Source organism: Nocardia sp. CC227C, from assembly GCF_030767025.1.
Lineage (GTDB): Bacteria > Actinomycetota > Actinomycetes > Mycobacteriales > Mycobacteriaceae > Nocardia.
The window spans coordinates 138,665-164,898 of record NZ_JASITE010000014.1 but is presented as its reverse complement, the minus strand read 5'-3'; the positions used below and the strand labels follow the sequence as shown (position 1 = coordinate 164,898).

26 protein-coding genes are annotated in these 26,234 nt (G+C 70.2%); 6 read left to right on the top strand and 20 right to left on the bottom strand.

What is annotated here, in order from left to right; all coding sequences use genetic code 11:
* Nucleotides 1-49 precede the first annotated feature (49 nt).
* The 3 genes from QMO76_RS26620 to QMO76_RS26610 are packed head-to-tail and all read right to left on the bottom strand — an operon-like array spanning nucleotide 50 to nucleotide 2,549.
* A complete protein-coding gene (locus QMO76_RS26620) occupies nucleotides 50-880 on the bottom strand; it encodes an RNA methyltransferase (protein ID WP_306364058.1) in 831 nt (276 codons plus the stop codon).
* Entirely contained in the window at nucleotides 880-1,797 is a 918-nt protein-coding gene (miaA, locus tag QMO76_RS26615; RefSeq protein ID WP_306364057.1) for a tRNA (adenosine(37)-N6)-dimethylallyltransferase MiaA, read from the bottom strand. Before miaA ends, QMO76_RS26620 begins: the two co-directional genes overlap by 1 nt.
* Nucleotides 1,794-2,549: a hypothetical protein gene (locus QMO76_RS26610; RefSeq protein WP_306364056.1), complete on the bottom strand. Its 756-nt coding sequence runs from the start codon at nucleotides 2,547-2,549 to the stop codon at nucleotides 1,794-1,796. The genes miaA and QMO76_RS26610 overlap by 4 nt, the downstream gene beginning before the upstream one ends.
* Before the next feature lie 176 nt (nucleotides 2,550-2,725).
* Here QMO76_RS26610 and QMO76_RS26605 point away from each other — a divergent pair, with 176 nt between their 5' ends.
* Nucleotides 2,726-4,165: a DUF349 domain-containing protein gene (locus QMO76_RS26605; protein ID WP_306364055.1), complete on the top strand. Its 1,440-nt coding sequence runs from the start codon at nucleotides 2,726-2,728 to the stop codon at nucleotides 4,163-4,165.
* 93 nt (nucleotides 4,166-4,258) lie between these two features.
* Here the strand turns inward: QMO76_RS26605 and QMO76_RS26600 are convergent, their stop codons facing one another.
* Together QMO76_RS26600 and miaB are read right to left on the bottom strand one after the other, a co-directional pair.
* Nucleotides 4,259-4,846 (bottom strand): hypothetical protein, encoded by a 588-nt coding sequence (locus QMO76_RS26600; RefSeq protein ID WP_306364116.1) that lies wholly within the window; start codon nucleotides 4,844-4,846, stop codon nucleotides 4,259-4,261.
* Between the two features lie 85 nt (nucleotides 4,847-4,931).
* A complete protein-coding gene (gene miaB, locus QMO76_RS26595; protein WP_306364115.1) occupies nucleotides 4,932-6,461 on the bottom strand; it encodes a tRNA (N6-isopentenyl adenosine(37)-C2)-methylthiotransferase MiaB in 1,530 nt (509 codons plus the stop codon).
* 257 nt (nucleotides 6,462-6,718) lie between these two features.
* Between miaB and QMO76_RS26590 the strand changes: the two genes are divergently transcribed.
* The 4 genes from QMO76_RS26590 (at nucleotide 6,719) to QMO76_RS26575 (ending at nucleotide 9,967) form a co-directional block, all read left to right on the top strand.
* Nucleotides 6,719-7,447: an amino acid ABC transporter ATP-binding protein gene (locus QMO76_RS26590; RefSeq protein ID WP_306364114.1), complete on the top strand. Its 729-nt coding sequence runs from the start codon at nucleotides 6,719-6,721 to the stop codon at nucleotides 7,445-7,447.
* Nucleotides 7,448-7,482: 35 nt separating this feature from the next.
* Nucleotides 7,483-8,316: a glutamate ABC transporter substrate-binding protein gene (locus QMO76_RS26585; protein WP_306364054.1), complete on the top strand. Its 834-nt coding sequence runs from the start codon at nucleotides 7,483-7,485 to the stop codon at nucleotides 8,314-8,316.
* Nucleotides 8,317-8,390: 74 nt separating this feature from the next.
* On the top strand, nucleotides 8,391-9,071 hold the full coding sequence (locus QMO76_RS26580; RefSeq protein WP_306364053.1) for an amino acid ABC transporter permease: 681 nt from the start codon (nucleotides 8,391-8,393) through the stop codon (nucleotides 9,069-9,071).
* Nucleotides 9,068-9,967, top strand: coding sequence for an amino acid ABC transporter permease (locus QMO76_RS26575; protein ID WP_306364052.1), 900 nt, complete (start codon nucleotides 9,068-9,070; stop codon nucleotides 9,965-9,967). Before QMO76_RS26580 ends, QMO76_RS26575 begins: the two co-directional genes overlap by 4 nt.
* Nucleotides 9,968-10,051: 84 nt before the next feature.
* Here QMO76_RS26575 and QMO76_RS26570 read toward each other — a convergent pair whose 3' ends face one another.
* The 11 genes from QMO76_RS26570 to QMO76_RS26520 all read right to left on the bottom strand — a co-directional run bounded on the left by QMO76_RS26570 (nucleotide 10,052) and on the right by QMO76_RS26520 (nucleotide 21,433).
* Entirely contained in the window at nucleotides 10,052-11,281 is a 1,230-nt protein-coding gene (locus QMO76_RS26570; protein ID WP_306364051.1) for a cytochrome P450, read from the bottom strand.
* A 129-nt stretch (nucleotides 11,282-11,410) separates the two neighbouring features.
* Entirely contained in the window at nucleotides 11,411-13,201 is a 1,791-nt protein-coding gene (locus QMO76_RS26565; RefSeq protein ID WP_306364050.1) for a PP2C family serine/threonine-protein phosphatase, read from the bottom strand.
* 293 nt (nucleotides 13,202-13,494) lie between these two features.
* Nucleotides 13,495-13,707 (bottom strand): hypothetical protein, encoded by a 213-nt coding sequence (locus QMO76_RS26560; protein WP_306364049.1) that lies wholly within the window; start codon nucleotides 13,705-13,707, stop codon nucleotides 13,495-13,497.
* A 175-nt stretch (nucleotides 13,708-13,882) separates the two neighbouring features.
* The gene (gene recX / locus QMO76_RS26555; protein ID WP_306364113.1) at nucleotides 13,883-14,587 is read right to left on the bottom strand and encodes a recombination regulator RecX; all 705 of its coding nucleotides are present in this window, start codon (nucleotides 14,585-14,587) and stop codon (nucleotides 13,883-13,885) included.
* 631 nt (nucleotides 14,588-15,218) lie between these two features.
* Nucleotides 15,219-16,256, bottom strand: coding sequence for a recombinase RecA (recA, locus tag QMO76_RS26550; RefSeq protein WP_306364048.1), 1,038 nt, complete (start codon nucleotides 16,254-16,256; stop codon nucleotides 15,219-15,221).
* 166 nt (nucleotides 16,257-16,422) lie between these two features.
* Nucleotides 16,423-17,361 (bottom strand): PaaX family transcriptional regulator C-terminal domain-containing protein, encoded by a 939-nt coding sequence (locus tag QMO76_RS26545; protein WP_306364047.1) that lies wholly within the window; start codon nucleotides 17,359-17,361, stop codon nucleotides 16,423-16,425.
* Nucleotides 17,354-18,598 carry a kynureninase gene (locus tag QMO76_RS26540; RefSeq protein WP_306364046.1) on the bottom strand — a complete coding sequence of 415 codons (1,245 nt, stop codon included), beginning with the start codon at nucleotides 18,596-18,598 and terminating at the stop codon, nucleotides 17,354-17,356. The genes QMO76_RS26545 and QMO76_RS26540 overlap by 8 nt, the downstream gene beginning before the upstream one ends.
* Complete coding sequence (locus QMO76_RS26535; protein WP_306364045.1) at nucleotides 18,595-19,389, bottom strand: tryptophan 2,3-dioxygenase; 795 nt, start codon at nucleotides 19,387-19,389, stop codon at nucleotides 18,595-18,597. Before QMO76_RS26535 ends, QMO76_RS26540 begins: the two co-directional genes overlap by 4 nt.
* Nucleotides 19,390-19,540: 151 nt before the next feature.
* Entirely contained in the window at nucleotides 19,541-19,993 is a 453-nt protein-coding gene (locus tag QMO76_RS26530; protein WP_306364044.1) for a nuclear transport factor 2 family protein, read from the bottom strand.
* Between the two features lie 22 nt (nucleotides 19,994-20,015).
* Entirely contained in the window at nucleotides 20,016-20,903 is an 888-nt protein-coding gene (locus QMO76_RS26525) for a pyridoxamine 5'-phosphate oxidase family protein (protein WP_306364043.1), read from the bottom strand.
* 68 nt (nucleotides 20,904-20,971) lie between these two features.
* Entirely contained in the window at nucleotides 20,972-21,433 is a 462-nt protein-coding gene (locus QMO76_RS26520) for a VOC family protein (RefSeq protein ID WP_306364042.1), read from the bottom strand.
* A gap of 153 nt (nucleotides 21,434-21,586) precedes the next feature.
* On the opposite strand from QMO76_RS26520, the gene QMO76_RS26515 reads away from it, so the two are divergent.
* Nucleotides 21,587-22,102, top strand: coding sequence for a CGNR zinc finger domain-containing protein (locus QMO76_RS26515; RefSeq protein ID WP_306364041.1), 516 nt, complete (start codon nucleotides 21,587-21,589; stop codon nucleotides 22,100-22,102).
* A 102-nt stretch (nucleotides 22,103-22,204) separates the two neighbouring features.
* On the opposite strand, the gene QMO76_RS26510 is transcribed toward QMO76_RS26515, so the two are convergent.
* From QMO76_RS26510 to QMO76_RS26495, 4 genes are all read right to left on the bottom strand, one after another.
* The gene (locus QMO76_RS26510) at nucleotides 22,205-22,396 is read right to left on the bottom strand and encodes a DUF3046 domain-containing protein (protein WP_143981886.1); all 192 of its coding nucleotides are present in this window, start codon (nucleotides 22,394-22,396) and stop codon (nucleotides 22,205-22,207) included.
* A gap of 245 nt (nucleotides 22,397-22,641) precedes the next feature.
* Entirely contained in the window at nucleotides 22,642-23,808 is a 1,167-nt protein-coding gene (locus QMO76_RS26505) for a glycosyltransferase (protein WP_306364040.1), read from the bottom strand.
* Between the two features lie 415 nt (nucleotides 23,809-24,223).
* Nucleotides 24,224-24,934, bottom strand: coding sequence for a PIG-L deacetylase family protein (locus QMO76_RS26500; protein ID WP_306364039.1), 711 nt, complete (start codon nucleotides 24,932-24,934; stop codon nucleotides 24,224-24,226).
* Between the two features lie 104 nt (nucleotides 24,935-25,038).
* Complete coding sequence (locus QMO76_RS26495; RefSeq protein ID WP_306364038.1) at nucleotides 25,039-26,211, bottom strand: ROK family transcriptional regulator; 1,173 nt, start codon at nucleotides 26,209-26,211, stop codon at nucleotides 25,039-25,041.
* Between the last annotated feature and the right edge of the window lie 23 nt (nucleotides 26,212-26,234).

The window sequence follows — 26,234 nt, the reverse complement described above, 5'->3', positions numbered from 1 at the left end:
CAGCCTGCTCGATCATCCCGGCGCTCTCGTCCATAGTCCTCGCTCTCGTTCACAGCCCTGAGCGCAACGCCCGGCGCTGCCGGGAAATTTCGTACAGGGCCACCGCCGCGGCCGCCGGCGCGCCGAGCGTGCCGTGGGTCGGGATGCTCACCAACTCGTCGCACACCGACGCCCAGCCCGGGTCGAGGGTGTCCCGCTCGTCGCCGAGCACCAGGATGGTCGCGCCGCCGAAGTCGAGCCCGTCGAGCGCCATCCCGCCGCGATCGTCGGTGCCGACGATACGGGGGTCGAGTCCGCGCGCCTCCAGGGCGTCCCGGAAGCCGAGCACCCGCTCGGGGCCGGGCACCCGGAAGACCGGCACCGCGAACAGCGCCCCGTCGGACGCACGCACCGCCTGCGGGTCGAAATGGTCCGCGCCGGAGCCGGTCACGATCACCCCGGCGGCTCCGAAAGCGGCGGCGGACCGCAGCAGGGCACCCAGGCGCAGTGCCGAGGACGGCCGGTCGACGACCACCACCACGGGCGGGTCTTCGGCCGATCCGGGTGTGAAGTCCTCGAGTTCGGTGCGCCGCGACACCGCGACCGCCACCAGTTCGGGCACCGCCTCCGCGGGCTCGGCCAGTTCGGCCATGAGTTCGGGCACCAGGCCCACGCTCGGCACGCCGCTGGTGTCGAGCACCTGCCGCGCCCATGCCGAGGGCTCCGGCGCGCCGAGCCGGTACACGAGGGTTTCCAGGGGCCAATCGGTTTCGAGTGCGCGCGCGATGGCCCGCTGCCCCAGCACGAGAAAACGTCCATCGCGCGCCCGTTTGGTCCGATTGTTCAGATATGCCTGCCAGACCTGAACCGAGGCGTTACGGGTGCTGCCGCGCTGCGTCACTACCGAACTCGTTCCTGTTCCTCGACGAGGGCCGACGTCGTGGCGACCAGATCCGGATCCGCGCCGTCGACCCAGCGCACCCGGGGGTCTCGCCGGAACCACGAGCGCTGTCGTCGAACGTAGCGCCGGGTGCCGATGAAGGTGCGCTCCTGTGCGTGCTTCAGGTCGTATTCGTTGTCGAGGTACGCGAGGACTTGTGCGTATCCGATGGCGCGCCGCGCCGTAACCCCTTCGCGCAGACCGCGATCGAGCAGCCCGATCACCTCCTCCACGAGGCCCTGCTCGAACATGCGGGCGGTGCGCAGCTCGATGCGGGCGTCGAGTTCGGCGGTCTCCCGGTCGACCCCGACGATGGTGGTGCCCCAGCGGGGTGCGCCGATTCGCGGCTGGGAGGCGGCGAAGGGCTGCCCGGTCAGCTCCACCACCTCGAGCGCGCGCACCATGCGGCGGCCGTCGGTGGGCAGGATGGTGGCCGCCGCCACCGGGTCGGCGGCCCGCAGCGCCTCGTGCACCGCGCCGAGACCCCGCTCCGCGAGCACCCGCTCCCACTTGGCGCGGACCTCCGGATCGGTCGCCGGGAAATCCCAATCGTCCAGCAGCGCTTGCACGTACATCATGGAGCCGCCGACGATCACCGGAACGTGTCCGCGCGCCATGATCGCCTCCACGTCGGCGCGCGCGGCGCTCTGGTACGCGGCGACCGTGGCGGACTCGGTCACCTCCAGCACGTCGAGCTGGTGGTGCGGTATGCCGCGCCGCTGCGCGACGGACAGCTTGGCGGTGCCGATGTCCATGCCGCGGTACAGCTGCATGGCGTCGATGTTCACGATCTCACCGCCGAGGCGCAGCGCCAGTTCCAGTGCCAGATCAGACTTTCCGGTGGCGGTGGGTCCGACGACGGCGACGGGGCGGATCACCGCGCACCCCCGGGCCGCCACACGCCGACGTGATAGCCGACCCCGAACGGCGCCGCGCGGTAACGGGTTTCGACCCGCGGACGGCTCGGGTCGTCGCCGAACAGACCCGCGAGGGCCTGGAACACCGGCCTGCCCGCCACCGACAGCTCGGCGCACAACGGCGCGTCCAGAGCGGCGAGTCCGTCCCGGTCCCCCGCCGCGAGCGCGCGGTCGAGCTCGGTCTGGAAGGCTTCGGCGCGCGGATCGAGGTAGCGGGGCGCGGCGGTGGTCAGGGTTGCCGCACCGTCGCCGACGACCAGCACGCCGACGGGTTCGGGGTCGGCGTCGAGTTCGGCGCGCAGTTCGCGGCCGACGCGCAGCGCCCGGGCGGCGGGGGCGTCGACGGCCAGCAGTCGGGCCTGGGCGCTGGTGTCCGGGGCGGTCCGGGCGCGCAGCCAGCCACCGATCAGCACCGGCAGCGGCAACCCCGGATCGGCGGCCGTGTCGGCGGTCAGCGCGGCGGCCGAGAGGGCCACCCGGACGTCGACGCCGAAACCGCGGAAGGTGCCCACCGCCGTCGAGGCTACTTGTCGGTCGGTTTCCGAAACTCCGATGACGATCCACCGCGCGGCCGACCGGGCCAGCTCACCCGCCGCGCCCAGCGCGGCCTCCCGCAGCGCCGTCACCTCGCCACCGTCCGCGACACCCGCGGCACCGCCCAATTCGGGTACGAGCACGGGCGGCGAGGGGACCAGGGCCGCAACACTGAACACGCCGTCAACCGTAGCGCCAACCCGCCACACCAGCCCCACCCCGTCCGCGCCGCCGCGCGGTGACGCGGCCCGCAAACGCAGCATTTCGCCACTCAGCCTGGTTGAATGGGGTCAAGCTAGATGGGATGACCAGGGCGTAACCAGGCAGCCGTGACGCGCGGCAGGGACGAGGAGCAATGACCGACAACAACGGAAACGACAAAGCTACCCACCCGGAGTCGACCTCGACGCCCCAGCCCGGCGCGGCCGCCGCCGAACGACCGTCACCAGCCGCCGAGGCCGCCGGCAACCGGCCCGGCAAACCCGGTGCCCGCCGCTCTGATACCCCCAAACCGCATGCCGTCAAACCCGCGCCCGGCCCGGCGCACACCCCCCATCCGCACGCGGTGGTGGTGCCGACCGTCAGCGACCCCGGCCAGTGGGGCCGCGTGGACGAGGACGGCACCGCCTGGGTGAAGACCGCCGACGGCGAGCGGGTGGTGGGCTCCTGGCAGGCCGGTGACGCCGCCGAGGGTCTGGCCCACTTCGGCCGCCGCTTCGACAATCTCGCCACCGACGTGGTGCTGCTCGAGGAGCGGCTGGCCGCCGGCGCCGACGCCCGCAAGATCAAGGCGGACGCCGCCGCGCTTGCCGAATCGTTGCCGACCGCCGCCGTGATCGGCGACATCGACGGTCTGGCCCGGCGGTTGCAGGCCATCATCGAGCACTCCGACGAGGCGGCCGCGCACGCCAAGGAGGAGAAGGAGCGCACCCGGCACGAGCACACCGAGCGCAAGGAGGCCCTCGCCGCCGAGGCCGAGCAGATCGCCGCCGAATCCACCCAGTGGAAGGCCGCGGGCGACCGGCTGCGCGAGATCCTCGACGAGTGGAAGACCATTCGCGGCGTGGACCGCAAGGTCGACGACGCGCTGTGGCGGCGCTTCTCCAAGGCCCGCGAGGCGTTCAACCGCCGCCGCGGCGCGCACTTCGCCGAACTCGATCGGGAGCGGGCCGCCGCCAAGACCCGCAAGGAGGAGCTGTGCGTGCGCGCCGAGGAACTGTCCTCCTCGACCGACTGGGCGGGCACCGCCTCGGTATTCCGTGACCTGCTCACCGAGTGGAAGGCCGCGGGCCGGGCCCCGCGCGAGGCCGACGAGCAGCTGTGGCGACGGTTCAAGGCCGCCCAGGACGTCTTCTTCGCCGCCCGCAACGCCGCGGCCTCCGAACGCGACGCGGAGTTCGAGCAGAATGCCGCCGCCAAGGAAGAACTGCTGAAGCAGTACGACCACATCGATCCGGAGTCCGGCCTCGACGCCGCCCGCGCCGCTCTGCGTGACCTGCAGGAGAAGTGGGACGCCATCGGCAAGGTGCCCCGCGAGCGCATCCACGAACTCGAGGGCCGCCTGCGCGCCATCGAGAAGCGGGTGCGGGAAGCGGCGGACGCGCAGTGGCGGCGCACCGACCCGGAGGCCATGGCGCGTGCCGCCCAGTTCCGCGAACGCGTGGCGCAGTTCGAGGAGCAGGCCGCCAAGGCCCAGGCCGCGGGTAAGACCCGCGACGCGGAGAAGGCACTGGAACAGGCCAAGCAGTGGCGGGAATGGGCGGAAGCCGCCGAGGGCGCGGTCAGCCAGCGCTGAGCCCGTCCAACGCTGAGCCCGTCCAACGCGGCAACCTAACGGAAGGCCCGGTGGTGCGGACGCACCACCGGGCCTTCCGGTTGGGATATCAGTTCACTCCTCGTCGCCGGTGAGCCAGCGGCGGTCCTGCTGCTCGGCGGCGGCCGCGGCCTGACGGCGGCGCTCCTCGGCCTCCAGCTGCACCACGGTGCGGCTCCACACGACGCGGATCCAGTGGAAGGTGAGCACGATCGCGGCGATGGCGGCCAGGATGAGGCCGATGCCCGGACCCGAGCCGTCGTAGTTGCCCAGGCCGGGGGTCTGGCGGTGCCAGATGGAGAAGACGCCGAAGACGCTGGCGATGGCGGTGCCCGCGGTGGCGATCCAGGCCAGCACCCAGCGGCGGGTGGTCAGGGCGGCCAGGGAGAAGCCGATGCCGAACACCACCACGAACCACACGAAGATCCGGGAGGGCAGGCCGATGTGCTCGTCCTGGGCGACCGAATCGTAGAGCAGCACGTCGAAGCCGCGGGCGGCCCCGGCGTGCGGCAGCACCAGCGAGAGCAACAGCACGAACACCGCACCGGCGACCACCAGGGCGCGCGCCCCCGGGTCGATCTCACCGGCGATCTTGCGTTCCACCGCCTCCAGATCGCCGCGGAACTGCTCGAACTCCTGGCTGCCCTGCTCGGCTGACTTCATCGTCTCCTCGTTCGGGTCGGGGGTCGGCCGCTGTGCCGATGGGTCGTTCTCGTGCTCGTCGCCCTGCCGGTCGCTCATGGCGCGCTCACAGCCCGCAGCCGCTGTCGCAGCCCGACGCGGCGGGCAGCGGTTCCGGCGCGCCGATGCGCGGCAGTCCCAGGCCGACGCCGATGGGTGCGGTCTTGGGGGTGACGCCGCGCTCGTGGGCGTCGCCCGCGCGGGTGCGGCGGTGGTCGCGCACCACGCTGTCGGCGATGAGATGGTGCGGGGCCGCACCGGTGATATCGACGGTGACCAGGTCGCCGGGGCGGATCTCGGCGCCGGGCGCGGGATCGGCGGGCGGGCGGAAGTGCACCAGGCGGCCGTCGCGGGCGCGGCCGCTCATGCGCGCGGTGGCGGCGTTCTTCTTGCCCGCGCTGCTCTCGGCCACCAACAACTCCACCTCGGTGCCGACCAGCGCCTGATTGGCCTCCAGGGAGATCCGCTCCTGCAACTCGATGAGCCGCATGTAGCGTTCCTGCACCACTTCCTTGGGCAGCTGGTCGGGCATCTCAGCGGCCGGGGTGCCGGGGCGGATGGAGTACTGGAAGGTGTAGGCGCTGGTGAACCGCGCCTGCCGCACCACGTCCAGGGTCTCCTGGAAATCCTCCTCGGTCTCGCCCGGGAAGCCGACGATGATGTCGGTGGTGATGGCGGCGTGCGGCATGGCCGCGCGCACCTTCTCGATGATGCCGAGGTACTTGGACTTGCGGTAGGAGCGCCGCATGGCCTTGAGCACGCGGTCGGAGCCGGACTGCAACGGCATGTGCAGCTGCGGGCACACGTTCGGGGTCTCGGCCATCGCCTCGATCACGTCGTCGGTGAACTCGGCCGGATGCGGGGAGGTGAAACGCACCCGCTCCAGGCCGTCGATGGACCCGCAGGCGCGCAGCAGTTTGGCGAAGGCGCCGCGATCGCGCGGCTCGCTCGGATCGGCGAAGGAGACGCCGTAGGAGTTGACGTTCTGCCCCAGCAGCGTCACCTCCATGACGCCCTGGTCGACCAGCGCCCGCACCTCGGCCAGCACATCGCCGGGACGCCGGTCCACCTCCTTGCCGCGCAGCGACGGCACGATGCAGAAGGTGCAGGTGTTGTTGCAGCCCACCGAGATCGACACCCAGCCCGCGTAGGCGGATTCGCGCTTGGCGGGCAGCGAGGACGGGAACGCCTCGAGCGCCTCCATGATCTCCACCTGCGCCTCGCTGTTGTGGCGGGCCCGTTCCAGCAGCACCGGCAGCGAACCGATGTTGTGCGTGCCGAACACCACGTCCACCCAGGGGGCCTTCTTCACGACGGTGTCGCGGTCCTTCTGGGCCAGGCAGCCGCCGACGGCGATCTGCATACCCGGACGTTCGGCCTTGATGGGCGCGAGGTGGCCGAGGGTGCCGTACAGCTTGTTGTCGGCGTTCTCGCGCACCGCGCAGGTGTTGAAGACGACGAGATCGGCGGTGTCACCGGGTGTGGCCTTGACGTACCCGGCGTCCTCGAGCAGACCGGACAGCCGCTCGGAGTCGTGCACGTTCATCTGGCAGCCGTAGGTGCGCACCTCGTAGGTGCGCACGGCATCGACGGCCACCGAGTCACGTGCGGAAACCAGCCCCAACGAATTCACCCGTCCAGGGTACGGGCTGCGATATGCGGCCGTTCCACCCCATGGGATCAGCGTGACCCGTCTCTCTCCCGTCACCGCGGCGTCAATCCTCGGTTACGGCGGGGTGTCGAGTCCGGTCGGTTGCGGCGTCGCGGGGGCCAAAGGCGAGCATTTCGGGCAGTGGCCCTCTAAGGTCACTGGTCATGACCGACGCCGCCACACCCGTCACCGCCGACGCGCCGATGATCTCGATGCAGACCGTGGACAAGCATTTCGGGGCGCTGCACGTCCTGCAGGACATCAACCTCGAGGTGCCCCGGGGCCAGGTCGTCATCGTGGTGGGACCGTCCGGCTCCGGTAAGTCCACGCTGTGCCGCACCATCAACCGCCTCGAGACCATCGACTCCGGCACCATCGCCATCGACGGGGTGCGACTGCCCGCCGAGGGCAAGGCCCTGGCGCGGCTGCGCGCCGACGTGGGCATGGTGTTCCAGAGCTTCAACCTGTTCGCGCACAAGACCATTCTCGAGAACGTCATGCTCGCGCCGGTGAAGGTGCGCCGGACGGACAAGGCGAAGGCGCGCGCCCGCGCCATGGAACTGCTCGAGCGCGTCGGCATCGCCAATCAGGCCGACAAGTATCCGGCCCAGCTGTCGGGCGGCCAGCAGCAGCGTGTCGCCATCGCCCGCGCGCTGGCCATGAACCCGAAGGTGATGCTGTTCGACGAGCCCACCTCCGCGCTCGACCCGGAGATGGTGTCCGAGGTTCTCGAGGTCATGGTGCAACTGGCCAAGGACGGGATGACCATGGTCGTGGTCACCCACGAAATGGGATTCGCGCGCCGCGCGGGCAACCGGGTGCTGTTCATGGCGGACGGCCAGATCGTCGAGGACACCGACCCGGACACCTTCTTCACCGCGCCGAAATCCGAACGCGCGAAAGATTTTCTCGGCAAGATTCTGAGCCATTGAGCAACTCCGCCACTTCACGAGAGAGAAGGATTCAGATGAGGATCACCCAAGCGCTGCGGCTAGCCGTCGGGGCGGTCGCCCTGACCGTCGTCGCCAGCGGCTGCGGCGGCGGCAGCGACAAGACCGCCACGGAGAACGCCGCCGACGGCAACCTCACCATCGGCATCAAGTACGACCAGCCGGGCCTCGGACTGCGCGAGAAGGACGGCTCCTTCAGCGGTTTCGATGTCGATGTCGCCACCTATGTGGCCGAGAAGCTGGGCGTGTCCCCGGAGAACATCACCTTCAAGGAAGCGCCGTCGGCGCAGCGCGAGACGCTGATCCAGAACGGTCAGGTGGACCTCATCGCCGCCACCTACTCCATCACCGACCAGCGCAAGGAGAAGGTCGACTTCGCCGGGCCGTACTTCATTACCGGCCAGTCGCTGCTGGTGCGCTCGGACAATACCGACATCACCGGTGCGGAGTCGCTGAGCGACAACAAGAAGCTGTGCTCGGTCAAGGGCTCCACCCCCGCGCAGAACGTGAAGGACAAGTACGCCAAGGACGTTCAGCTCCAGGAGTACGACACCTACTCGCTGTGCGTGGAAGCCCTCAAGGCGGGTGCCGTCGACGCTGTCACCACCGACGACATCATCCTGCGCGGTTACGCGGCGCAGAACCCGGGCGCGCTGAAGGTCGTCGGTGACACCTTCACCGTCGAGAGGTACGGCATCGGCGTGAAGAAGGGCGACACCGAATCCCGCCAGAAGATCAACGACGCGATCGAGGACATGATCTCCAGCGGTGCCTGGCAGGCCGCTCTGGAGAAGAATTTCGGTTCCACCGGAATCCAGATCCCCGAGCCGCCGCAGCTGGACCGGTACTGAGTTGACCGCACGTGCCGGGCGGGGAGGTCCCCGCCCGGCACGCGACGTATTTCGATCGGAGGGATGCGCACGCCGTGTTCGATTTGATCTCTGAGTATTCCGACCAGTTGCTCGACGCGTTCTGGGTGACCATCAAACTGACGGTCTTCTCCGGAGCGCTGGCGCTGGTCCTCGGCACGATCATCGCCGCCATGCGGGTAGCGCCGGTGCCCGTGGCACGCTGGGTCGGCACGGCGTACGTGACCATTTTCCGCAATACCCCGCTCACGCTCATCATCGTGATCTGCTCGCTGGGCCTGTACTTCCAGCTGGGCATCACCCTCGCCGCGGCGGGCCCGAACGACCTCGCGGAGAACAACTTCCGCTGGGCGGTCGTCGGATTGGGGGTCTACACGGCGGCTTTCGTCTGCGAGTCGCTGCGTTCGGGCATCAATACGGTGCACATGGGACAGTCGGAGGCGGGCCGGTCACTGGGCTTCACCTTCTCGCAGAATCTGCGACTCATCGTGCTGCCGCAGGCTTTTCGCTCGGTGATCGCGCCGCTGGGCAGCGTGCTCATCGCGCTCACCAAGAACTCAACGGTCGCGGCGGCCATCGGCGTCGGTGAGGCCGCCCTGCTCATGTCCGAAATGATCGAGGTGGAGGCCGCGCCGCTGGCCGTCGGTGCCATCTTCGCATTCGGCTTCGTGGTCCTGACCCTGCCCACCGGCCTGTTCTTCGGCTGGCTGGCCAAGCGATTCGAGGTGGCCCGATGAGCGCCGGATCCGTTCTCTACGACGCACCCGGCCCCAAGGCGCGGATGCTCTACCGGCTGTACACGGCGGTGGTCGTGGCGGCGGTGGCGGCCATCGGCTGGGTGGTCTACAGCGGCCTGGACGCCAAGGGGCAGTGGGCGGCCGACAAGTGGGAGCCCTTCCTGGACATCCAGGTCTGGGAAACGTACTTGTTGCCGGGTATCCGGGGCACCCTGGTGGCGGCGGCGATGTCGATCTTCTTCGCGCTCGTGCTCGGCATGGTCTTCGGCATTCTGCGGCTGTCGGATCACCGCACCGTGCGCATGGTGGCGGGGACCGTGGTCGAGATCGCCCGCGCCATTCCGGTGCTGATCCTGATGATCTTCCTGTTCGCGGTCTACGCCGAGTACAACCTCTTCCCCAACGACCGGCTCGCACTCGCCGCCGTGGTGACGGCGCTGACCATCTACAACGGGTCGGTCATCGCCGAGATCGTGCGCTCCGGCATCAAATCGCTGCCCAAGGGGCAGTCCGAGGCGGCCGTCGCGCTCGGCATGCGCAAATCGCAGGTGATGACCGCAATCCTGCTGCCGCAGGCGATCACCGCCATGCTGCCCGCGCTGATCTCGCAAATGGTGGTGGCGCTGAAGGATTCGGCGCTGGGCTACCTCATCGGCTACGTCGAGGTGGTGCGCTCCGGGCAGCAGCTCGGGTCGGCACAGGGCAATACCTTCCAGGCGCTGCTGGTCATCGCGGCCATCATGATCGTCCTCAACTACACGCTGACCGTGGTGGCGACCCGGGTGGAGCGGTGGCTGCGCACCCGCAAGCGCGGCGGGCGGACCGCGATCGGCGCGGACAGCGCCACCGCCGCCGCGCCACCCGGAATGGATATCACCCTGACCAAGAAAGACTGAATCCGGTTCGGGTACCGCGTTCCTTCGGCGCGAACGAGCCCCGCTTCGCGGCTGCGGAGCGGGGCTCATTGCTGTCCGGCGGCCCTACCCGTTTCCCTTGGGCCGCACCGGAAGCTCGTTCATACCGCGCATCAGCACGCTGGTCTGCCATGCGGGTGTGAACGCCGTATCGGCCAACTCCAGGTGCGGGAAGCGGCGCAGCAGGCCACGGAAGGCGATGTCGGCCTCCAGCCGGGCCAGCGGCGCACCGACACAGAAATGGATACCGTGGCCGAATGCCAAGTGCCCGGAGGTGTTTCCGGCGATATCGAGTTCCGGACCGGAGTCGTAGCGGGACGGGTCACGATTGGCGGCGCCCAGGGCGATGTAGACGAATTCCCCTGCGGGAATGTCGATTCCGGCGATGCTGACGGGTTCGGCGGTGTAGCGGATGGTGGACCAGCCGACCGGGCCGTCGTAGCGCAGGAACTCCTCCACCGCGGCGGGCACCCGCTCCGGCTGCTCGCGCAGCGTCTCCCACTGGGATCGGTTGCGCAGCAGCGCGTAGGTGCCGTTGCCGATCAGATTGACCGTCGTCTCGTGCCCGGCGACCAGCAGCAGGAACGCCATGGACACCAGTTCCCGCTCGTCGAGACGGTCGCCGTCCTCGGCGGCGTGCACCAGATCGGAGAACAGGTCGTCACCCGGATCGGCGCGTTTGTCGGCCATGAGCTGGCTCAGGTACCGCGACATGCCCAGGGTGGCCGCCTCCCGGTCCTCCATCCGGTTGCCGGAGGAGACCAGCACCCGGGTCCACGCCTGGAAGTCGGCGCGGGCGTCCAGCGGTATGCCCAGCAGTTCGCAGATCACCGTGACCGGCAGCGGATTCGCGAAGACCCGCATGAGGTCGACCTCGTCGTGTGCGGCCATCTCGTCGAGCAGACCGGCGGTGATCGCCTCGATGCGCGGGCGCAGCGTGGCGACGCGGCGCGGCAGGAACGCCTTGTTCACGAGTTTCCGCAGCCGGGTGTGTTCGGGCGGATCGCTGTTGAGCATGTGCGAGGCCAGCGCCTGGGCATTGGAGTCCGAGAGGGTCCGCACATTCTTGGCGCGGAACAGGGCGTAGAGGTCGTCGGCGTTCTTGCGCAACCGAGGGTCGGCCAGGGCCGCGCGCCCCTCGGCATGCCCGATGACCACCCAGCAGGGCGCACCGCCCGGAAGGCGCACCCGGTGCACCGGACCGTGGGCGCGCCAGCGGTCGTAGTACCGGTGCGGATCGGAATGGAAGTCCTCGCCCACCATCTCGATCGATTCGGTGGTACCGCTGTCGACCATGTCATCCTCCTGACCACCGCGGCTCGCGGCCGCGCCCCACCTGTCCATCACACGAGATCCGACGGCGACCACGCTACCGAAAGGCTTGGTGCGACGCCGTTTTCGCTGTTGGGAACGGGTCTGCCCGCATCACCGGGAGGGCTGGGCGATACCCGGGACGGGGGCGAGCGCGACGGTGATGTTGTCACTGCCGCCCTGGCCGATGGCGAAGTCGACCAGGGCGCGGGCCTCGGACAGTCCGACCGGGCCGGTCGCGGGGCCGAAGGTGTAGTGGCCCAGTGCCTCCGCCTCGGGCAGGTAGTTCCACAGGCCGTCGCTGCACAGCAGCAGCGCACCCGGGCCGGTGGCGTACAGGGAGCGGACGCAGTCGTCCGCCCAGGGGGTGGTGCCGATATCGGCACCGAGCCAGCGGGTGAGAGTGTGCGCACCGCGCATGCTCATGGCGGTGCGCTCGTCCACGCCGCTGATTTTGATGAAGTCCTGGGCGAGGGAGTCGTCATCGGTGAGGCGGCGCGAATCGCTGGGTGCGGCCGCATACGACGAGCCCGCCGCACCGGATGCGGCGAACTCGGCATCGGCAGGACGGCGAGGCCCCGTGGGAGTGGCGGTCGCCTGGGGCACGGTGGATTCCGCGGACGCACGCGACTCCGCGGCGGTATCGGAGGCGGCGGCCGCGGCACCAGGTACGCCGGAGGCGTCAGCGCCGACGGGATCGGTGGGAGACGCGGGTGCGCCGGGAGCGGTACGAGTACCGGGCGCGGCGGGAGCACCGGGCACGGCGGGACCACCAGGCACAGCGGGACCACCAGGCACAGCGGGAGCACCAGACACGGCGGGACCACCAGACACGGCAGGAGCACCAGACACGGCAGGACCACCAGACACGGCAGGACCACCAGACACGGCAGGACCACCAGACACGGCAGGACCACCAGACACGGCAGGACCACCAGACACGGCAGGACCACCAGACACGGCAGGACCACCAGACACGGCGGCGGCACCAGGCACGGCGGGCGTGCTGGGCGCAGCGCCACCGGCATGCGCGGCAGGAGCGGCATCCGCAGCGGGCACCGCAGGAGCGACGTCAGCGGCACGCACCGCAGTAGCGGCATCAGCAGCGGGCACGGTGGGGGTGCTTGGCACGGTGGGGGCGTCGGCGGCCGGGGTGGTGGGAGCGGCGGGGGTGAGCCAGTAGGCCCGGCTGTCGCCGACGCTCGCGACCGTGATGCGGGTGCCGTGGCTGTCCGGAACCAGCACGGCCGAGAGGTAGGTGCACGACGGGGCGCGGCCCTCGGGGGTTCCGACCGCGCGCACCGCTTTGGCCGCCGCCGACAGTCCGGCCAAGGTCGCCTGTTCGAGCGTCGCTCCCGCACCGAGCGCCGCCAGATTGGCCGCGACACCGGCGCGCGCCGCCGCACCCGAGGCGGCCTGCGGATCCTCTGAGGTGGATACGCCGTCACACACCACGATCACGGTCGCACCGGGCCGGCCGGGCAGCGTCGAGTCGAGTACGGCCACCGCGACCGAGTCCTCATTGTGCTCGTGCACAAGTCCGCGATCGGTGACGACGCATACCGTCCCGAGATCCGCCTCGAACCGATCCTGCTGCGGACGCGGCATGCCGCAGCCCACGCAGTACCCGGTGCGGTCGTAGTGCTCCCCGCGACAGCCGGGGCACGGTCCGACGGGCCGGTCCCGTTCCGGCAGCGCCACCCGCCGAATCCGAGTCGGTGGCCCGGACGGTCCGCCGGACCGGTCCGGCGCGGGCGAGGGACCGGGCCCGAACTGCGGGGTCACCGTCGCGGGGTCGGGCACGGCATCGGCGGTCGCCGCCGCCCCGGTGCCGTCGCTCGGCGGCGTGGCCGCTTCCTCGGGAGTGACGGGTACGTCGGCAGCGGGTACGGGTGCATCGGTCACAGGCACGGTTTCCTCGTGGACAGGCCCGGCCGCGGCGCGGTCGGGCTGGGTTGAATCGGAGACTCGCTCAGCGGCCCGGTGATCGGGCCGAGCGGTATCGGCTGCGAATCCGGCCGAGCCGAGGCTAGGAGCGGATCGGGGAACGGGATCGGACCGGACAGGCTCAGACACCGCTGGATCGGACACTGCTGGATCGGACACCGCTGGATCGGACACCGCCGGATCGGAGGCCGCCCGGCCGGACGTTGCGGGATCGGGAGTGGGCGGGCTCGGCTCGGCGGCCGACTCGCCGCTCACCGGGTGGTCCTCGCAGCCATGGCGTCGGCGGCCGTGCCGCAGGCGGCGGGTCGCGGGCGGGTGGACGGCGTTGCGTCGACGCGCGACGGCGCCCGGTGCCGGCGGCCGGTCGGGTCGGCCAGCCGGTGCGTGCCCCGGATTTCAGCGATCGCGCACAGCGCAATGGATTTCGTGGCCATCGCACCGATCGTCACCGACGTGTTCTCCACCCGTCGCCCCCACCCGGCATCCCGATCGCACCTCGCGACCGGTAGACGAGGTCCCATATCTTCCCACCCCCGCTATCGTCCGGCCGCAGCCGTCGTCCGCGATAGTAGACGAGACATTCCGACCGCGCGCTCGAATAATCCGCCGCCCGACCGGGGGCGAATCCGGTGACGCTGGTCAGTGGGAGTCGGGTTCGGCGAGATCCCGGTCGGCCAGTTCGGCTTTCACCACCGTGAAGGCGGTGGACTGGTTGTATCCGCGCCGCGCCAGCATCCCCACCAACCGGCGAATGGTCTTCTCCCGATCCAGATCTCGCGGCAGGGTGCGCAATTTGCGCCGCACCAGCTCGGTGGCGCGCTCGTGCTCGTCCTCGGCGCTTATCCCGGCCAACGCCGATTCCGCGTCCTCCGGCGCGACCCCCTTGCGCCGCAATTCCTGCGCCAGCGCTTTCTTCCCTTTACCGGAAAAAGTGTGCCGGGAATGCACCCATTGCTCCGCGAACGCCGCATCGTCGATCAGCCCCACGTCGGCCAAACGATCCAGCGCCCGCTCCGCCACCTCGGCGGAGAACCCCTTCGCCGCCAGCCGATCCGCCAACTCCGCCCGGCTCCGAGCCCGGTCGGTCAACAGCCGCAGACACACATCCTTGGCCTGTGCCTCGGTCCCGCCCCCGGGCAACCCCTCCCCCGGCTCGCCCCCACCGCCCGACCGCCGACGCGCCCCACGGCCCCGACCACGCCGCCCATCGGACTCTTCGGGCTCACCACCCGGCCCGGCGACATCCGAACCGCCCCGACCCCGTTCCCGCTCGACCGCCGCACCGGAATCAGACTCCCCGCCGAAGCCCGTGCGCCGATATCGCCGACCTCGACCGCCGGACATCCCCTCGAAACCACCGCGCTCCTCCGCCGAGACAGCGGAATCGGGCTCCGCACCGATATCCGTGCGCCGATACCGCCTGCCGCGCCGATGCGAGCCCTCGGGGGTATCGGAGGTGCCGGAGGCTTCAGATGTGTCGGCCCGGCGACCGCGGCGGTCACGGCCGCCGCCTTCGATATCGCCGTCGGCGTCCTCGTCCCCCGCCACCCCGTGGTGGGCGGCTCGCTCCGGCACGACCTTCGATGCCGCATCGGCCCGCCCGCGCCGTGCCCGGGAACCGGAGGGAGCGCGACGCGGACGCGCTGTCACCGAATACGGCTGCTCCACATCGGGTTCGGCGTCGTGCCCCGCGTCGGGCGCGGCCGCTCGCCGCCGCGCCGGGGTGCGGTGCGGGGTGGGTTCCTCCGGGTACCCGTCGTCAGTGTCGTCCTCGTCCGGGCGGCGACCGTAGGTTTCGGCGCTGTAGACGCCGGTGCCGTAGCGGGCGAGGTGCGACGGCCTGTCCGCCGTGCGGGTGCGGGATTCGATGGCGTCGAGTTGGCGGCGGAGACGTTCCACCGCTTCCAGGCGGGTGTTGCCGAGCCCCGGCGAGGTGGGCCGGGGCTCGGGGGTGTCCCGATCGGTCATCGAGGGATCAGAAGTCGGCCGGGGCCTCTTCGCCCACGGTCACATCAGCGCCGATGCCGAGCTTCTCCTTGATCTTCTTCTCGATCTCGTCGCGCACGTCGGTGTTCTCCAGCAGGAACTTGCGGGCGTTCTCCTTGCCCTGGCCGAGCTGGTCGCCCTCGTAGGTGTACCAGGAGCCGGACTTGCGGATGAAGCCCTGCTCGACACCCATATCGATGATCGAGCCCTCCTTGGAGATGCCCACGCCGTAGAGAATGTCGAACTCGGCCTGCTTGAACGGCGGGCTGACCTTGTTCTTGACGACCTTCACGCGGGTACGGTTGCCGACCGCGTCGGAGCCGTCCTTGAGGGTCTCGATACGGCGCACGTCCAGGCGCACCGAGGCGTAGAACTTCAGCGCCTTGCCGCCGGTGGTGGTCTCGGGCGAGCCGAACATGACGCCGATCTTCTCGCGCAGCTGGTTGATGAAGATGGCGGTGGTGCCGGAGTTGTTGAGCGCCGAGGTCATCTTGCGCAGCGCCTGGCTCATCAGGCGGGCCTGCAGACCAACGTGGCTGTCGCCCATCTCGCCCTCGATCTCGGCGCGCGGCACCAGGGCGGCCACCGAGTCGATGACGATGATGTCGATGGCGCCGGAGCGCACCAGCATGTCGGCGATCTCCAGGGCCTGCTCACCGGTGTCGGGCTGGGAGACCAGCAGCGCGTCGGTGTCGACACCCAGCTTGCGGGCGTAGTCCGGATCGAGCGCGTGCTCGGCGTCGATGAACGCCGCCACACCGCCCTGTGCCTGCGCGTTGGCTACCGCGTGCAGGGCGACGGTGGTCTTACCGGAGGATTCCGGACCGTAGACCTCGACGATGCGCCCACGCGGCAGGCCGCCGAGACCGAGGGCGACATCGAGGGCGATGGACCCCGTCGGAATCACCGCAATGGGCTGGCGCGCCTCTTCGCCCAGGCGCATGACCGCGCCCTTGCCGAAGCTCTTCTCGACCTGCGCCAACGCCAGTTCGAGCGCCTTGTCGCGGTCAAAAGCCTGTGGTGCCATCGTCTGGTCCCCTTCTCGACGGGTGAGTCTCAATCTGTGGTTGGCGCCCACGGTAGAGGGCGGCACCGACAAGTTCCGCCGCCGAGCTTAGACGAACAGATGTTCGATGCAAGCGACGCGCCCCTCGACACGCGGATCGGTCGGACGACCCGCCGCGCACGGCCGGTCACCGGGGGTCGACGACCGACCGTACCCAGCGCAGGCTCGGCCCCAGACAGCGGTCGCGGACGGCGGCGAACAGCCGCACGCTGGCCGGGCCGGGCCAGTCCGGGGGCAGCATGCGCTCGGGCAGCCCGGGATCGAGGTAGGGAATCGTCCGCCATTCGTCGAGCAACGGGACGAAGATCCGGAACGCCCACTCGTCGTCCCCGCCTCGATCGCCCGCCGCCCCGCCGGCGGCACGCTCGTCGACCGCGTCCGCGTCATCGGCGACGTCACCGGCGACGTCACCGGCGGCCTCGGCGAAGCTCCCGCCGTGGCGTGCCAGGAAGGCACGGTGCCGCCGGGCGAGGTCGTCCAGATCCCACCACCGCGCCGCCGCGGCGCGCGGCGTCGTCGGCACGGTGGTATCGGTGGCGCGAAAGGTGGTCACGTATTCGTCGAGTCCGAGCGCCGTGACAATGGCCGCGGCCTCGTCGGCGAGATAGTGCGGGCAGATCCACAGTCCGGGCGCGACCGTCCCGCAGCCGATGGCGGACAGCCTGCGGCGCAGCTGATGTCGCGCCGCGCGCGCCGATTCCGGGATGCCGAAGCAGATCAGCTGCCAGGGATCGTCGTCACCCATCCGCCGGAAGCCGAAGATGCGGGCGTCACCCCGGGCGTACATGGCCTCGGCGGCCGACGTGAGCCGGTATCCGCTCCTGCCGCCGCGCGTTTCGGCATCGAGCACACCCTTGCCCTTCAACCGGGCGACCGCCGTGCGCGCACTCTGCTCCGGCACCCCGAGCGCCGCGAGCAGTCCACCGAAGTCGGCGATGGCGATCCAGCCGCCGAGTTCGCGCACGTACGCGCCCAGCACGGTCCGCGCCAGCGAGGTGACACTGCCGGGCCGGGAATCGATGTCGTCGAGGATCGCGCTCGCGGTGGCGTCGCGGAGCTCAGGCATCGGGATCGGCGTCGAGTTCGTCGCGGATGGCGGCCACCCCGGCGAGCACCTCACCGAAGGTGGTGCTCAGCGGGCTCAGGCCCAGGCGGATACCGTGCGGCTGCCGGAAGTCGGGCATGACGCCACGCTGCCACAGCCGCGCGGTGATCTCCCGGAACCGCGGGTGGTCGATGGTGACGTGCCCGCCACGCCGCGCCGGATCGCTCGGCGAGGATACCGCCACGCCGCGGGGCACCAGCCACTCCCGCACGAGTTCGAGCGCGAACTCGGTGAGCGCCAACGACTTCGCGCGCACCCGCGGCAGCCCGGCCGCCTCGATGAGATCGAGCATGTCCTGGATCGGGAGCATCCCCACGATGCCGGGGCTGGCGCTGATCACGCGCCGGATACCGGATGCGGGCACGTATCCCTGTGCCATGCCGAAGGGGTCCTCCCGGCCCATCCAGCCCCAGATCGGCTGCCGGAAGTCGGCCAGCTGATCGGCGCGCACGTAGGCGAAGGCGGGCGATCCAGGCCCGCCATTGAGGTACTTGTAGGTGCATCCGGCCGCGAAATCGACTCCCCAGGCGTCGAGTTCGATCTCCACCGCACCGACGGAATGACAGACGTCGAGCAGCAGCATGGCCCCGGCGGCGTGTGTGACGGCGGTGACGGCGGGCGCGTCGAGCAGGTAACCGGAGCGGTAGGCGACGTGGCTGAGCACCACCAGTGCCGTGCGTTCGGAGACCACGGCGGCCAGTTCCGCGGCGGTGACGCCCCCTGCGAAGTCCGCATCGATCCAGCGCAGGGTCATCCCGCATTCGGCGGCGACGGATTCCATCAGGTAGCGGTCGGTGGGGAAGTTGTCGCGGTCGAGCACGATCTCGGTGCGCCCCGGCCGCAGGGCCAGCGCACCGCGCGCGAGCTTGTAGAGCAGCACGCTGGTGGAGTCGCCCATGGTGGTCTGTCCGGGCGCGGCGCCGAGCAGGGCGCCGCCGATCCGATCGCCGAGGGTCAGCGGCAGATCGAACCACTCCTCGTCCCAGCCGCGAATGAGTCTGCGGCCCCATGCCTCGGTCACGAAGGCGGACAGGCGCTCGGCGGTCCGGCGGGTGGGGCGGCCGAGAGAGTTGCCGTCGAGATAGGCGACGATCTCCGGATCGTCACTGCCGACGAACTCGCCCGGGTACGCCGCCAGCGGATCGGCGGCATCGAGAGCCGTTGCCCGAGTGGTGAAGTCGGTGTGGCCGCGGGTCATGACGCTCCCGTTTCGGTGCGGACGGCGAACAGTTCCGGAAAGAAGCTGACCTCGAGGGCGCGGCGCAGGAATCCGGCGCCGCCGGTTCCCCCGGTCCCCCGCGCGGATCCGATGGTCCGCAGCACCGTCCGCAGGTGCCGGAACCGCCACAGCTGGAAGTTCTCCTCCAGGTCGACCAGTTCCTCGAAGGTCTCGTAGGCCGCCCAATGGTCCTGCGGCGCACGGTATACCGACCGCACCAGCGGAAGCAGCGCGGGATCGAGCGCATAGGGCGCGGTGACGTCGCGTTCCAGGGTCGACCGCGGCACCGCCAGTCCGGCCCGCGCGAGATGCCGCCAGCACGCGTCGTAGAGCGTGGGTTCGGAGATCAATGCCGCCAACTCCGCCGCGGCCCGCGGCTCGTCGGCGAATACCGGCAGGATCGCCGGATTCTTGTTGCCGAGAACGAATTCCACGGCCCGGTACTGATACGACTGGAATCCGGAGGAGTTTCCGAGCGCCCCGCGAAACCGCGCGTACTCGGTGGGCGTCATGGTCGCCAGTACCGACCACTGCTCGGTCAGCGTCTTCTGGATGTGTTTCACCCGCGCGATGCACTTCAGTGCGATATCGGGTTCGTCGTCGTCGAAAGCCGCACGCGCCGCCCGTATTTCGTGCAGCACCAGCTTGAGCCACAGCTCCGTGGTCTGGTGCTGGATGATGAACAGCATCTCATCGTGCTGCGGCGGCCTGCTGACCGGATGCTGCGCCCCGAGCAGCGTCTCCAGGTCCAGATAGGCGCTGTAGGTCATGGCGGTCCCCACTCATCCGGTGCCGACCATCCCAGGTTAGTACATAACCGTGACGTCCGCCACGAATCCGTCATAGATGCTGCCATCGACCACGACCACGACCACGACCACATGATCGAGCCCCGCCCGAGGGGGCGGGGCTCGACGGGTGTCACCGGATCGGCAGCAGCGCGTTCTCCTCCTCCGGACCACGCGGGCCGAAGATGCGGCGGTCGGATTCGGCGATCGGCGTGTCGTTGATGCTGGCCTCACGGCGCGACATCAGCCCCTCGGGGGAGAACTCCCACAGCTCGTTGCCGTAGCTGCGGTACCACTGGCCGTCCTCGTCGTGCCATTCGTACTGGAAGCGGACAGCGATGCGGTTCTCCCGGAATCCCCACAGTTCCTTGCGCAGCGCATAGCCGTTCTCCTTGGCCCACTTGCGCTTCAGGAAGTCGACGATCTCGGCGCGGCCGGTCATGAACTCATCGCGATTGCGCCACACGGAATCCTCCGTGTACGCCTGTGCGACGGTTTCCGGATCGCGGGTGTTCCAGGCATTCTCGGCGGCGCGGACCTTGGTCTGAGCCGATTCCAGATCGAACGGGGGCAGTGGGGGTCGCATGGCGATCCTTTCGGGAGTGGATTCAGGGGTTCACGGGAGACAGTTCGGACGCACCCCAGCGCAGCGGACTGGCACCGCCGATCTCGATGACCTCGGCAACGGCGAAGTCCACCGTGGCCTGCGAGCCGGGCGCGAATGTCGTGTCATCCCAGATTATTTCCGCTGTTCCGGTCAGCTGCAGGGTCGAGCCGCCGCGCCAGTCCGGAATCAGCAGCCCACATCGCGGGTCAGCGGCGATATTGCCCAGCGTCATGAACATGGAGTTGCCGCGGTAGTCCGGCCACCGCAGGCGCGTGGGCGAGAGCACCTGGAGGAAACCGGGATTGCCGCCGCGGTGGGAGGCGTCGGCATTGCCGTCCGGGTCGGCGGAGGCGACGAAGAAGGTGTCGGCGGCGGCGATCGCCCGTTGCTGCGCGGCGTTCAGCTCGGCCGATCGGTGCACGGTGACCGCGGATGCACCGCTCCAGTCGTCGATGGTGCGACGGGTGATGTACTTCGGGCAGTTGGAGTACACCTGGTCGGTGGTGATGCGCAGCCCGCGCTCGGTCGGTTCGGTGACGCCGTTGACGCGCATTCGCCGTCGGCGCTGCGGTTGCAGGGCGATCATGCCGATGTGCCGGGTGGAACGCAGGGGCTCGGCGAGCGGATCGGCGGCGGTGGGCTGTGCGTCCACCACGATGGTGCGCTCGTCGGTGGCACGCGCGAATCCGGCCGGGCCGATGAGCTGGCTCGCCCACGGTCGACCGGCGTCATCGGCGGCGGCGATCACGACCAGCGGCTGTTCGGCGAGAAAGGCCGCCGCGGTGTGCGGTATCTCGGCGCGGATCATGCGTCCGACGTGCTGGGCGATATCGGACTGGCCCATGCGCTGCTGCACGGCCACCTCGCCCGGGTGATAGCTGGTGGTCATCTCGTTCTCCGGCATTCGTCCGCACCGGTGCGGGCGCTGCGCCCGCACCGGGTGAATCACGTCGTAGGTCAGAAGAATCCGCAGGTGGGGGCGGAACCGCTGGGCGCGGGGGCGGATTCGGCGCCGCTCGGCGCGTACACCTCGAGGCGAATGCCGTCGGGGTCGCTGAAGAAGATGCCGCCGGACGAGGCGCCCTCACCGTGGGCGACGATGCCGTCGTGGGCGAAGCTCACGTTCAGATCCTCGAGCACCGACTGCACCGAGCGCACCTGCTCCAGGCTTTCGACCTGGAACGACAGGTGGTGCAGGCCGGGTGTTTTCGCGGAGAACTCGCCATCGCTCTGCTGCCACAGGGTCAGCACCAGCTTGCCGTCGGCACCGAGGAAGGCGAAGCGCTGCTCACCCTCGGTGTTCGCGCCGAGCTGTTCGAAGCCGAAGGCGCGGCGGTAGAAGTCCACCGAGCGGGTGAGGTCGGTGACGTTCAAGCCGATGTGGCCGGTGGTGAGCTGGGGTGCGGCGATCGTGGTCATGTTTTCCTCCGAGGAAGCTCTAACTGGTTTGCATTGTTTTGATGGTTAGAATTTAAGGGCGGCAGGGAACTGCTGTCAACCCCCTAAATGATTTGAGTGGTTAGAATGGCACTGCCGCAGCCGAACCGGACCGGAAGCTGGTTACCCTCAGGCATGCCCGTTCCACGCCCCCACCTCGGAGAGCCGCTCGCACTGGACCTGCTCAACACCCGCTGGATGAGCGGGGAAGGTTTGCAGGACCTGCTCTCCGACGTGGCGGGATTGCGGCAATGGCTGGCCGACAACGACCTCGCCGGGCGCTGCCCGGCCGACGAGGCGACCCTGCACGCGCTCGCACGGGCGCGCGAGGCCATCCTGCACGCGGCGCGCGGCGACGATATCGAGGCGCTCGACGACGTCCTCGACCACGGCCGGATCCGCCGCACCCTCACCGCGCACGGTCCCCAGGACGTGGTGGAGGTTCGCGACCCCGAATGGCTACCGGGCTGGCTGGCCGCCGACAATCTGCTGACCCTGATGGCCGCCCCCGACCGCATCAAACAGTGCGCGCATCCGCACTGCGTGCTCTGGTTCTACGACACCTCGAAGAACGGCGCCCGCCGGTGGCATTCCATGGCGACCTGCGGCAACCGCGCCAAGGCGGCCCGACACTACGCGCGCAACGCCTAGCTCGACAACCGGCGCGGATCAGCCGACGCTGAGTCCGTCGCGGCGCTGAGTCCGCCGCGGCGCTGAGTCCGTCGCCGCGTCGAGCTCACCAGCGCGCCGAGCTCACCAACGTGCCTTGGGCACATCGAATTCGGCGCACAATGCGCGCCAGACATCACGGGGATCGATCCCCGCCTCGATGGCCTGCGCCCCGGTCTTCCCCATGGACGGCAGCACGTGGTCGCTCAGTAGCGCATCCCCGCGCGCCGTGCCGAACTCGGTGTACAACAGCTCCTGGAACTCCGTCAACCGCACGGCCGCGAGCCTACGCCAGGACATGAACGCCGGTACGAGCCCGGGTCCGCGCCCGCTCGGCCGCAGGACGGGTGGTCTCACCGCCCGCGGCCGTCGGCTGCCGCCGCTCGTCGGAGCGCCACGGCTGGTCGGTGCTCGTCCGCCGGGCACCGAGCCCCTCAGCCGAAGCCGCCTCGGTCCAGGGCGTATTCGCGCCGTGAGCCACCTCGGCTACCGGCGGGTGCGCGCCGCGACGGCCACCTCGACTACCGGTGCGTGCGCGCGGCGGCGGCCACCTCGTGGCACAGCGGCACGGGGTCCGAGACCACACTCGCGTCGGCGGCGGCCTTGCGCGCCCGCTCGGCGAAGATCGGTTCGTCGAGCATCCGGCCCACCGCCGCGCGGACCGCCTCGACGGTGAGCGGACGGACCAGCAGCGAACTGCCATGGCGCGCCGCGCGATTGGCCAGTTCCCATTGGTCGCCACCACCGGGGACGGTCACCACCGGCACCCCGGCCAGCAGCGATTTCGCCAGCAGTCCGTGGCCGCCGCCGCCGATCACGACCGCCGCGTGCCGCAGCAGCTCGTCCTGACGGCCCAAACCCGCCGTGGCCCACGGCGGCAGATCGGCGGGCGGCGTATCCAGCATGGAGATCGCCACCCGCACCCCCGCGCCGTCGAGCGCTTCGAGCACGGTGTCCACCATGCCGCTGACACCCGTGTGCGCGGTGGACGGCGCGACCATGACCAGCGGGTCGTCGCCGGGCGGCAGGTCGAGGACATGCTCCGTCGGCTCCCACAGCAGCGGGCCGACCAGATGGGCGTCGTCCGGCCAGTCCGGGCGCGGCACCTCCAGCGCGGGCAGGGTCGCGATCAGCCGAGCGGCCGGACCCGGATCCTGGGGCGGCAGGCCGATGCCCGCGCGGGCCCGCTCGCGTTGCTCCTCGCCCTGCCGGATGGCGCGCGCGGTCATCCCGCGCAGCACCGCGTCGCGAGCCCTACCGCTCAGCCCCTCCCCCGGCGCGAGACCACTTCCGATGGGCGGCAACCCTTTCGACGGCAGGTACAGCGGATGCGGGGAGAGCTCCACCCACGGCACCTTCATCCGCTCGGCAGCCATGCCGCCGCCCGCGGTGAGCACGTCCGAGACCACCAGATCGGGCAGCATGGCGCTCATATCGGGCAGGATCTCGGTCGAGATGAAGGCCGCGCGCTCGTGGATCCGCTGCCCGGCATCGGCATCGTCGTCCTCGGCGCGGGGCGCGAGCCCTTTGAGCCGCCGCACCCCGATACCGACCCGCTTGGCGGCGTCGAACCACCGCGGCCCGGTGAACAGCACGGGTTCGTCGCCCGCTTCGAGAAATCGCAGACACAGGGCGATCGCGGGGAACGCATGCCCCGGATCCGGCCCGGCCACCACCGCTACTCGCACGCGCCCAGCGTGCCACATGCGCCGGTGGAACTCAGCACACACCGTTGCGCAGGGCCGATCAGCGGACAACACTCTCAGATCTCATGTTCAGATGCGCATATTTCAGTGTCGGTATCATTTTCTGTCGCCGCCTGCGACCCCGCGGTCGACCGCGGCCTTCCCGAAGGTCGTTGACGAAGACGAGGCGAGAACGCTCCGCACCGGTCATTGCGCTCGGTGCGACCGGTAGGCGATCCCGGCCGCACCGCCTACAGCGTCGCCACCCCCGAACTCCCAGGCCCGGCCGCACCGCCGCGAATCCTCTTCTTACCTCGCGCGGCCGAGCTACCCTCGGTCCGCCGCCGAACATCTCGGCCCAGTCGCCGAACACCTCGGCCCGACCGCCACACCTCGTCCGGTCGCCGCAGGCGTCCGCTCAGCCGCCGAAGTAATAGAGTTCGAACCCCGTCGCGCGGGCGGCCGGGAAACCCTCGATCGGCGCGGTGGACATGTCGACGATGGCGCGCGCCTGCTCCAGCACCGGATCCGAACTCAGTGCGGCGAGGTAACGGCCATGGGCGACAAGGGATTCCACGGCGGCCTCGACGGTATCCGTCACATCCACGGCATGGGTGGCTTTCGGCCCGGCGACCGCCGCCCAGCGCGGCGACCAGATGGGCAGCCCCGACAGTTCCGGGAAGATCCACTCGTTGCCCGCATCGGAGACGGCGTCCAGACCGGCTCGGCCCACCGCCCGGTGATCGGCGCTGTTGGCATATCCGGGACCCCAGGTATCGCCGAAGTTGAACAGGATCACCATCTCCGGGCGATGGCGGCGGATGGCGGCGGCCACGTCCCGGCGCAATGCGAGCGATTCCTCGACCCGCCCGTCCGGATACCCGAGGAACTCCACCTCCGTGACCCCGACGGCCTTGGCGGCGGCGATCTCCTCCGCCTCGCGCAGCGGTCCGGACTCCGCGGGCGGCAGCCCCGCGATTCCGGCCTCACCGCTGGTCACGAGCAGATAGCGAATATCCTTGCCCTGCCGTGTCCAGCGCGCCACGGCGGCGGCCGCACCGTACTCGATGTCATCGGGATGCGCGACGATGACCACGCCGCGCTGCCAGTCCTCTGGTAGCTGCTCCATGACACCATTCAACACCCGCCCGATCCCACCCATCGACGCGCGCACTCGGCCCACGCACCACCGCGCTACGCGTACGCACCGCCGCGCTCGCCCCGATACCGCCGTCACAGCGCGCCGAGCACTCCCTCGAAGGCCGCCTCCGCCGCCCCCAGCAGCTTCAAATCCGCTCCCAGCGTGGACTTCTCGATGCGCACTCCGCCCAGCGCCCGGCTGACGATGCTGCGCTCGCGCACCCGGTCGCGTACCCGCGCGATCACCTGGTCGGGCAATGCGGTGAACAGGTCGCCGAGCACCACCAGTTCCGGACCGAGGACATTCACCACGTTCACCAGTCCGAGCACCAGCCAGTCCGGGTACTCCCCCAGCCGCGCCACCGGGTCCGAATCCTTTTCCAGGGCGCGCAATTCGGCGACGATGCCGCCGCGCGGACCGTGTTCGGGCAGGCCGAGCGCCCGGCCCAGCGCGGCCTGGCCGACCTCGCTCTCCCAGCAGCCCACATTGCCGCAGTGGCAGGCCCGCCCGTCGGGGCGTACGGCCATATGGCCGATCTCGCCGAGGTATCCGGCCGCGCCGCGCAGAATGCCGCCCTGTGCGATGAGTCCGCCGCCCACGCCCACATCGGCGGAGACGAAGACCGCGTCGGCCGTGCCCCGGCCCGCGCCGCGCACATGTTCGGCGAGTGCGCCGAATTCGGCGTCGTTGCCGACCGCCACCGGAAGCCCCAGCACCGCCGACATGCGCTCCCCCAGCGCCACGTCCGACCACCGCAGGTTGGCCGCCGCGTGCACGTAGCCGTCGGTGCGGCGCACCACCCCGGGCACCGAGATGCCGACCGCCACCGGGTGCACGCCGAGATCGGTCGCCAGCAGGGCGGCGGATTCGGCGATATGGGTGACCACTTCGATCGGATCGCGCTGCCGCCCGTGCAGATTCCAGCTGTTGCGCCCGAGGATCTGCCCGCCGAATCCCACCAGCGCGATGGCGGTGCGTTCGACCTGTACGTCCACCGCCAGCACCACCGCGGCCTGAGGCTGCGGCAGCACCAGCAGTGACGGCCGTCCGGCCCCGCGCCCCGCGCCCGAGGGCGTCTGGCGCGGGACCCGCTCCGCCACGATCCCGGCCTCGGCCAACCCGTCCACCAGCATTTTGATGGTGGACCGGTTGAGTCCGAGGCCGGTGGCCAGGGCCGCCCGGGTCGCCGGTCCGCCGGTGTGCAGCAGTCGCAGCAGACTGGACCGGTTGAATCGGCGCACCTCGTCCGGGCGGGCGACGGTCATGGCATCAGGAATACCATTGCGGC

Excerpts from the sequence above, each read along its gene's own strand:
- QMO76_RS26605 (WP_306364055.1), top strand. The coding sequence starts at position 2,726 with ATGACCGACAACAACGGAAACGACAAAGCTACCCACCCGGAGTCGACC.
- QMO76_RS26600 (WP_306364116.1), bottom strand. The coding sequence starts at position 4,846 with ATGAAGTCAGCCGAGCAGGGCAGCCAGGAGTTCGAGCAGTTCCGCGGC.
- QMO76_RS26590 (WP_306364114.1), top strand. The coding sequence starts at position 6,719 with ATGATCTCGATGCAGACCGTGGACAAGCATTTCGGGGCGCTGCACGTC.
- QMO76_RS26585 (WP_306364054.1), top strand. The coding sequence starts at position 7,483 with ATGAGGATCACCCAAGCGCTGCGGCTAGCCGTCGGGGCGGTCGCCCTG.
- QMO76_RS26575 (WP_306364052.1), top strand. The coding sequence starts at position 9,068 with ATGAGCGCCGGATCCGTTCTCTACGACGCACCCGGCCCCAAGGCGCGG.
- QMO76_RS26570 (WP_306364051.1), bottom strand. The coding sequence starts at position 11,281 with ATGGTCGACAGCGGTACCACCGAATCGATCGAGATGGTGGGCGAGGAC.
- recX (WP_306364113.1), bottom strand. The coding sequence starts at position 14,587 with ATGTCCGGCGGTCGAGGTCGGCGATATCGGCGCACGGGCTTCGGCGGG.
- recA (WP_306364048.1), bottom strand. The coding sequence starts at position 16,256 with ATGGCACCACAGGCTTTTGACCGCGACAAGGCGCTCGAACTGGCGTTG.
- QMO76_RS26545 (WP_306364047.1), bottom strand. The coding sequence starts at position 17,361 with ATGCCTGAGCTCCGCGACGCCACCGCGAGCGCGATCCTCGACGACATC.
- QMO76_RS26540 (WP_306364046.1), bottom strand. The coding sequence starts at position 18,598 with ATGACCCGCGGCCACACCGACTTCACCACTCGGGCAACGGCTCTCGAT.
- QMO76_RS26535 (WP_306364045.1), bottom strand. The coding sequence starts at position 19,389 with ATGACCTACAGCGCCTATCTGGACCTGGAGACGCTGCTCGGGGCGCAG.
- QMO76_RS26530 (WP_306364044.1), bottom strand. The coding sequence starts at position 19,993 with ATGCGACCCCCACTGCCCCCGTTCGATCTGGAATCGGCTCAGACCAAG.
- QMO76_RS26525 (WP_306364043.1), bottom strand. The coding sequence starts at position 20,903 with ATGACCACCAGCTATCACCCGGGCGAGGTGGCCGTGCAGCAGCGCATG.
- QMO76_RS26520 (WP_306364042.1), bottom strand. The coding sequence starts at position 21,433 with ATGACCACGATCGCCGCACCCCAGCTCACCACCGGCCACATCGGCTTG.
- QMO76_RS26515 (WP_306364041.1), top strand. The coding sequence starts at position 21,587 with ATGCCCGTTCCACGCCCCCACCTCGGAGAGCCGCTCGCACTGGACCTG.
- QMO76_RS26500 (WP_306364039.1), bottom strand. The coding sequence starts at position 24,934 with ATGGAGCAGCTACCAGAGGACTGGCAGCGCGGCGTGGTCATCGTCGCG.
- QMO76_RS26495 (WP_306364038.1), bottom strand. The coding sequence starts at position 26,211 with ATGACCGTCGCCCGCCCGGACGAGGTGCGCCGATTCAACCGGTCCAGT.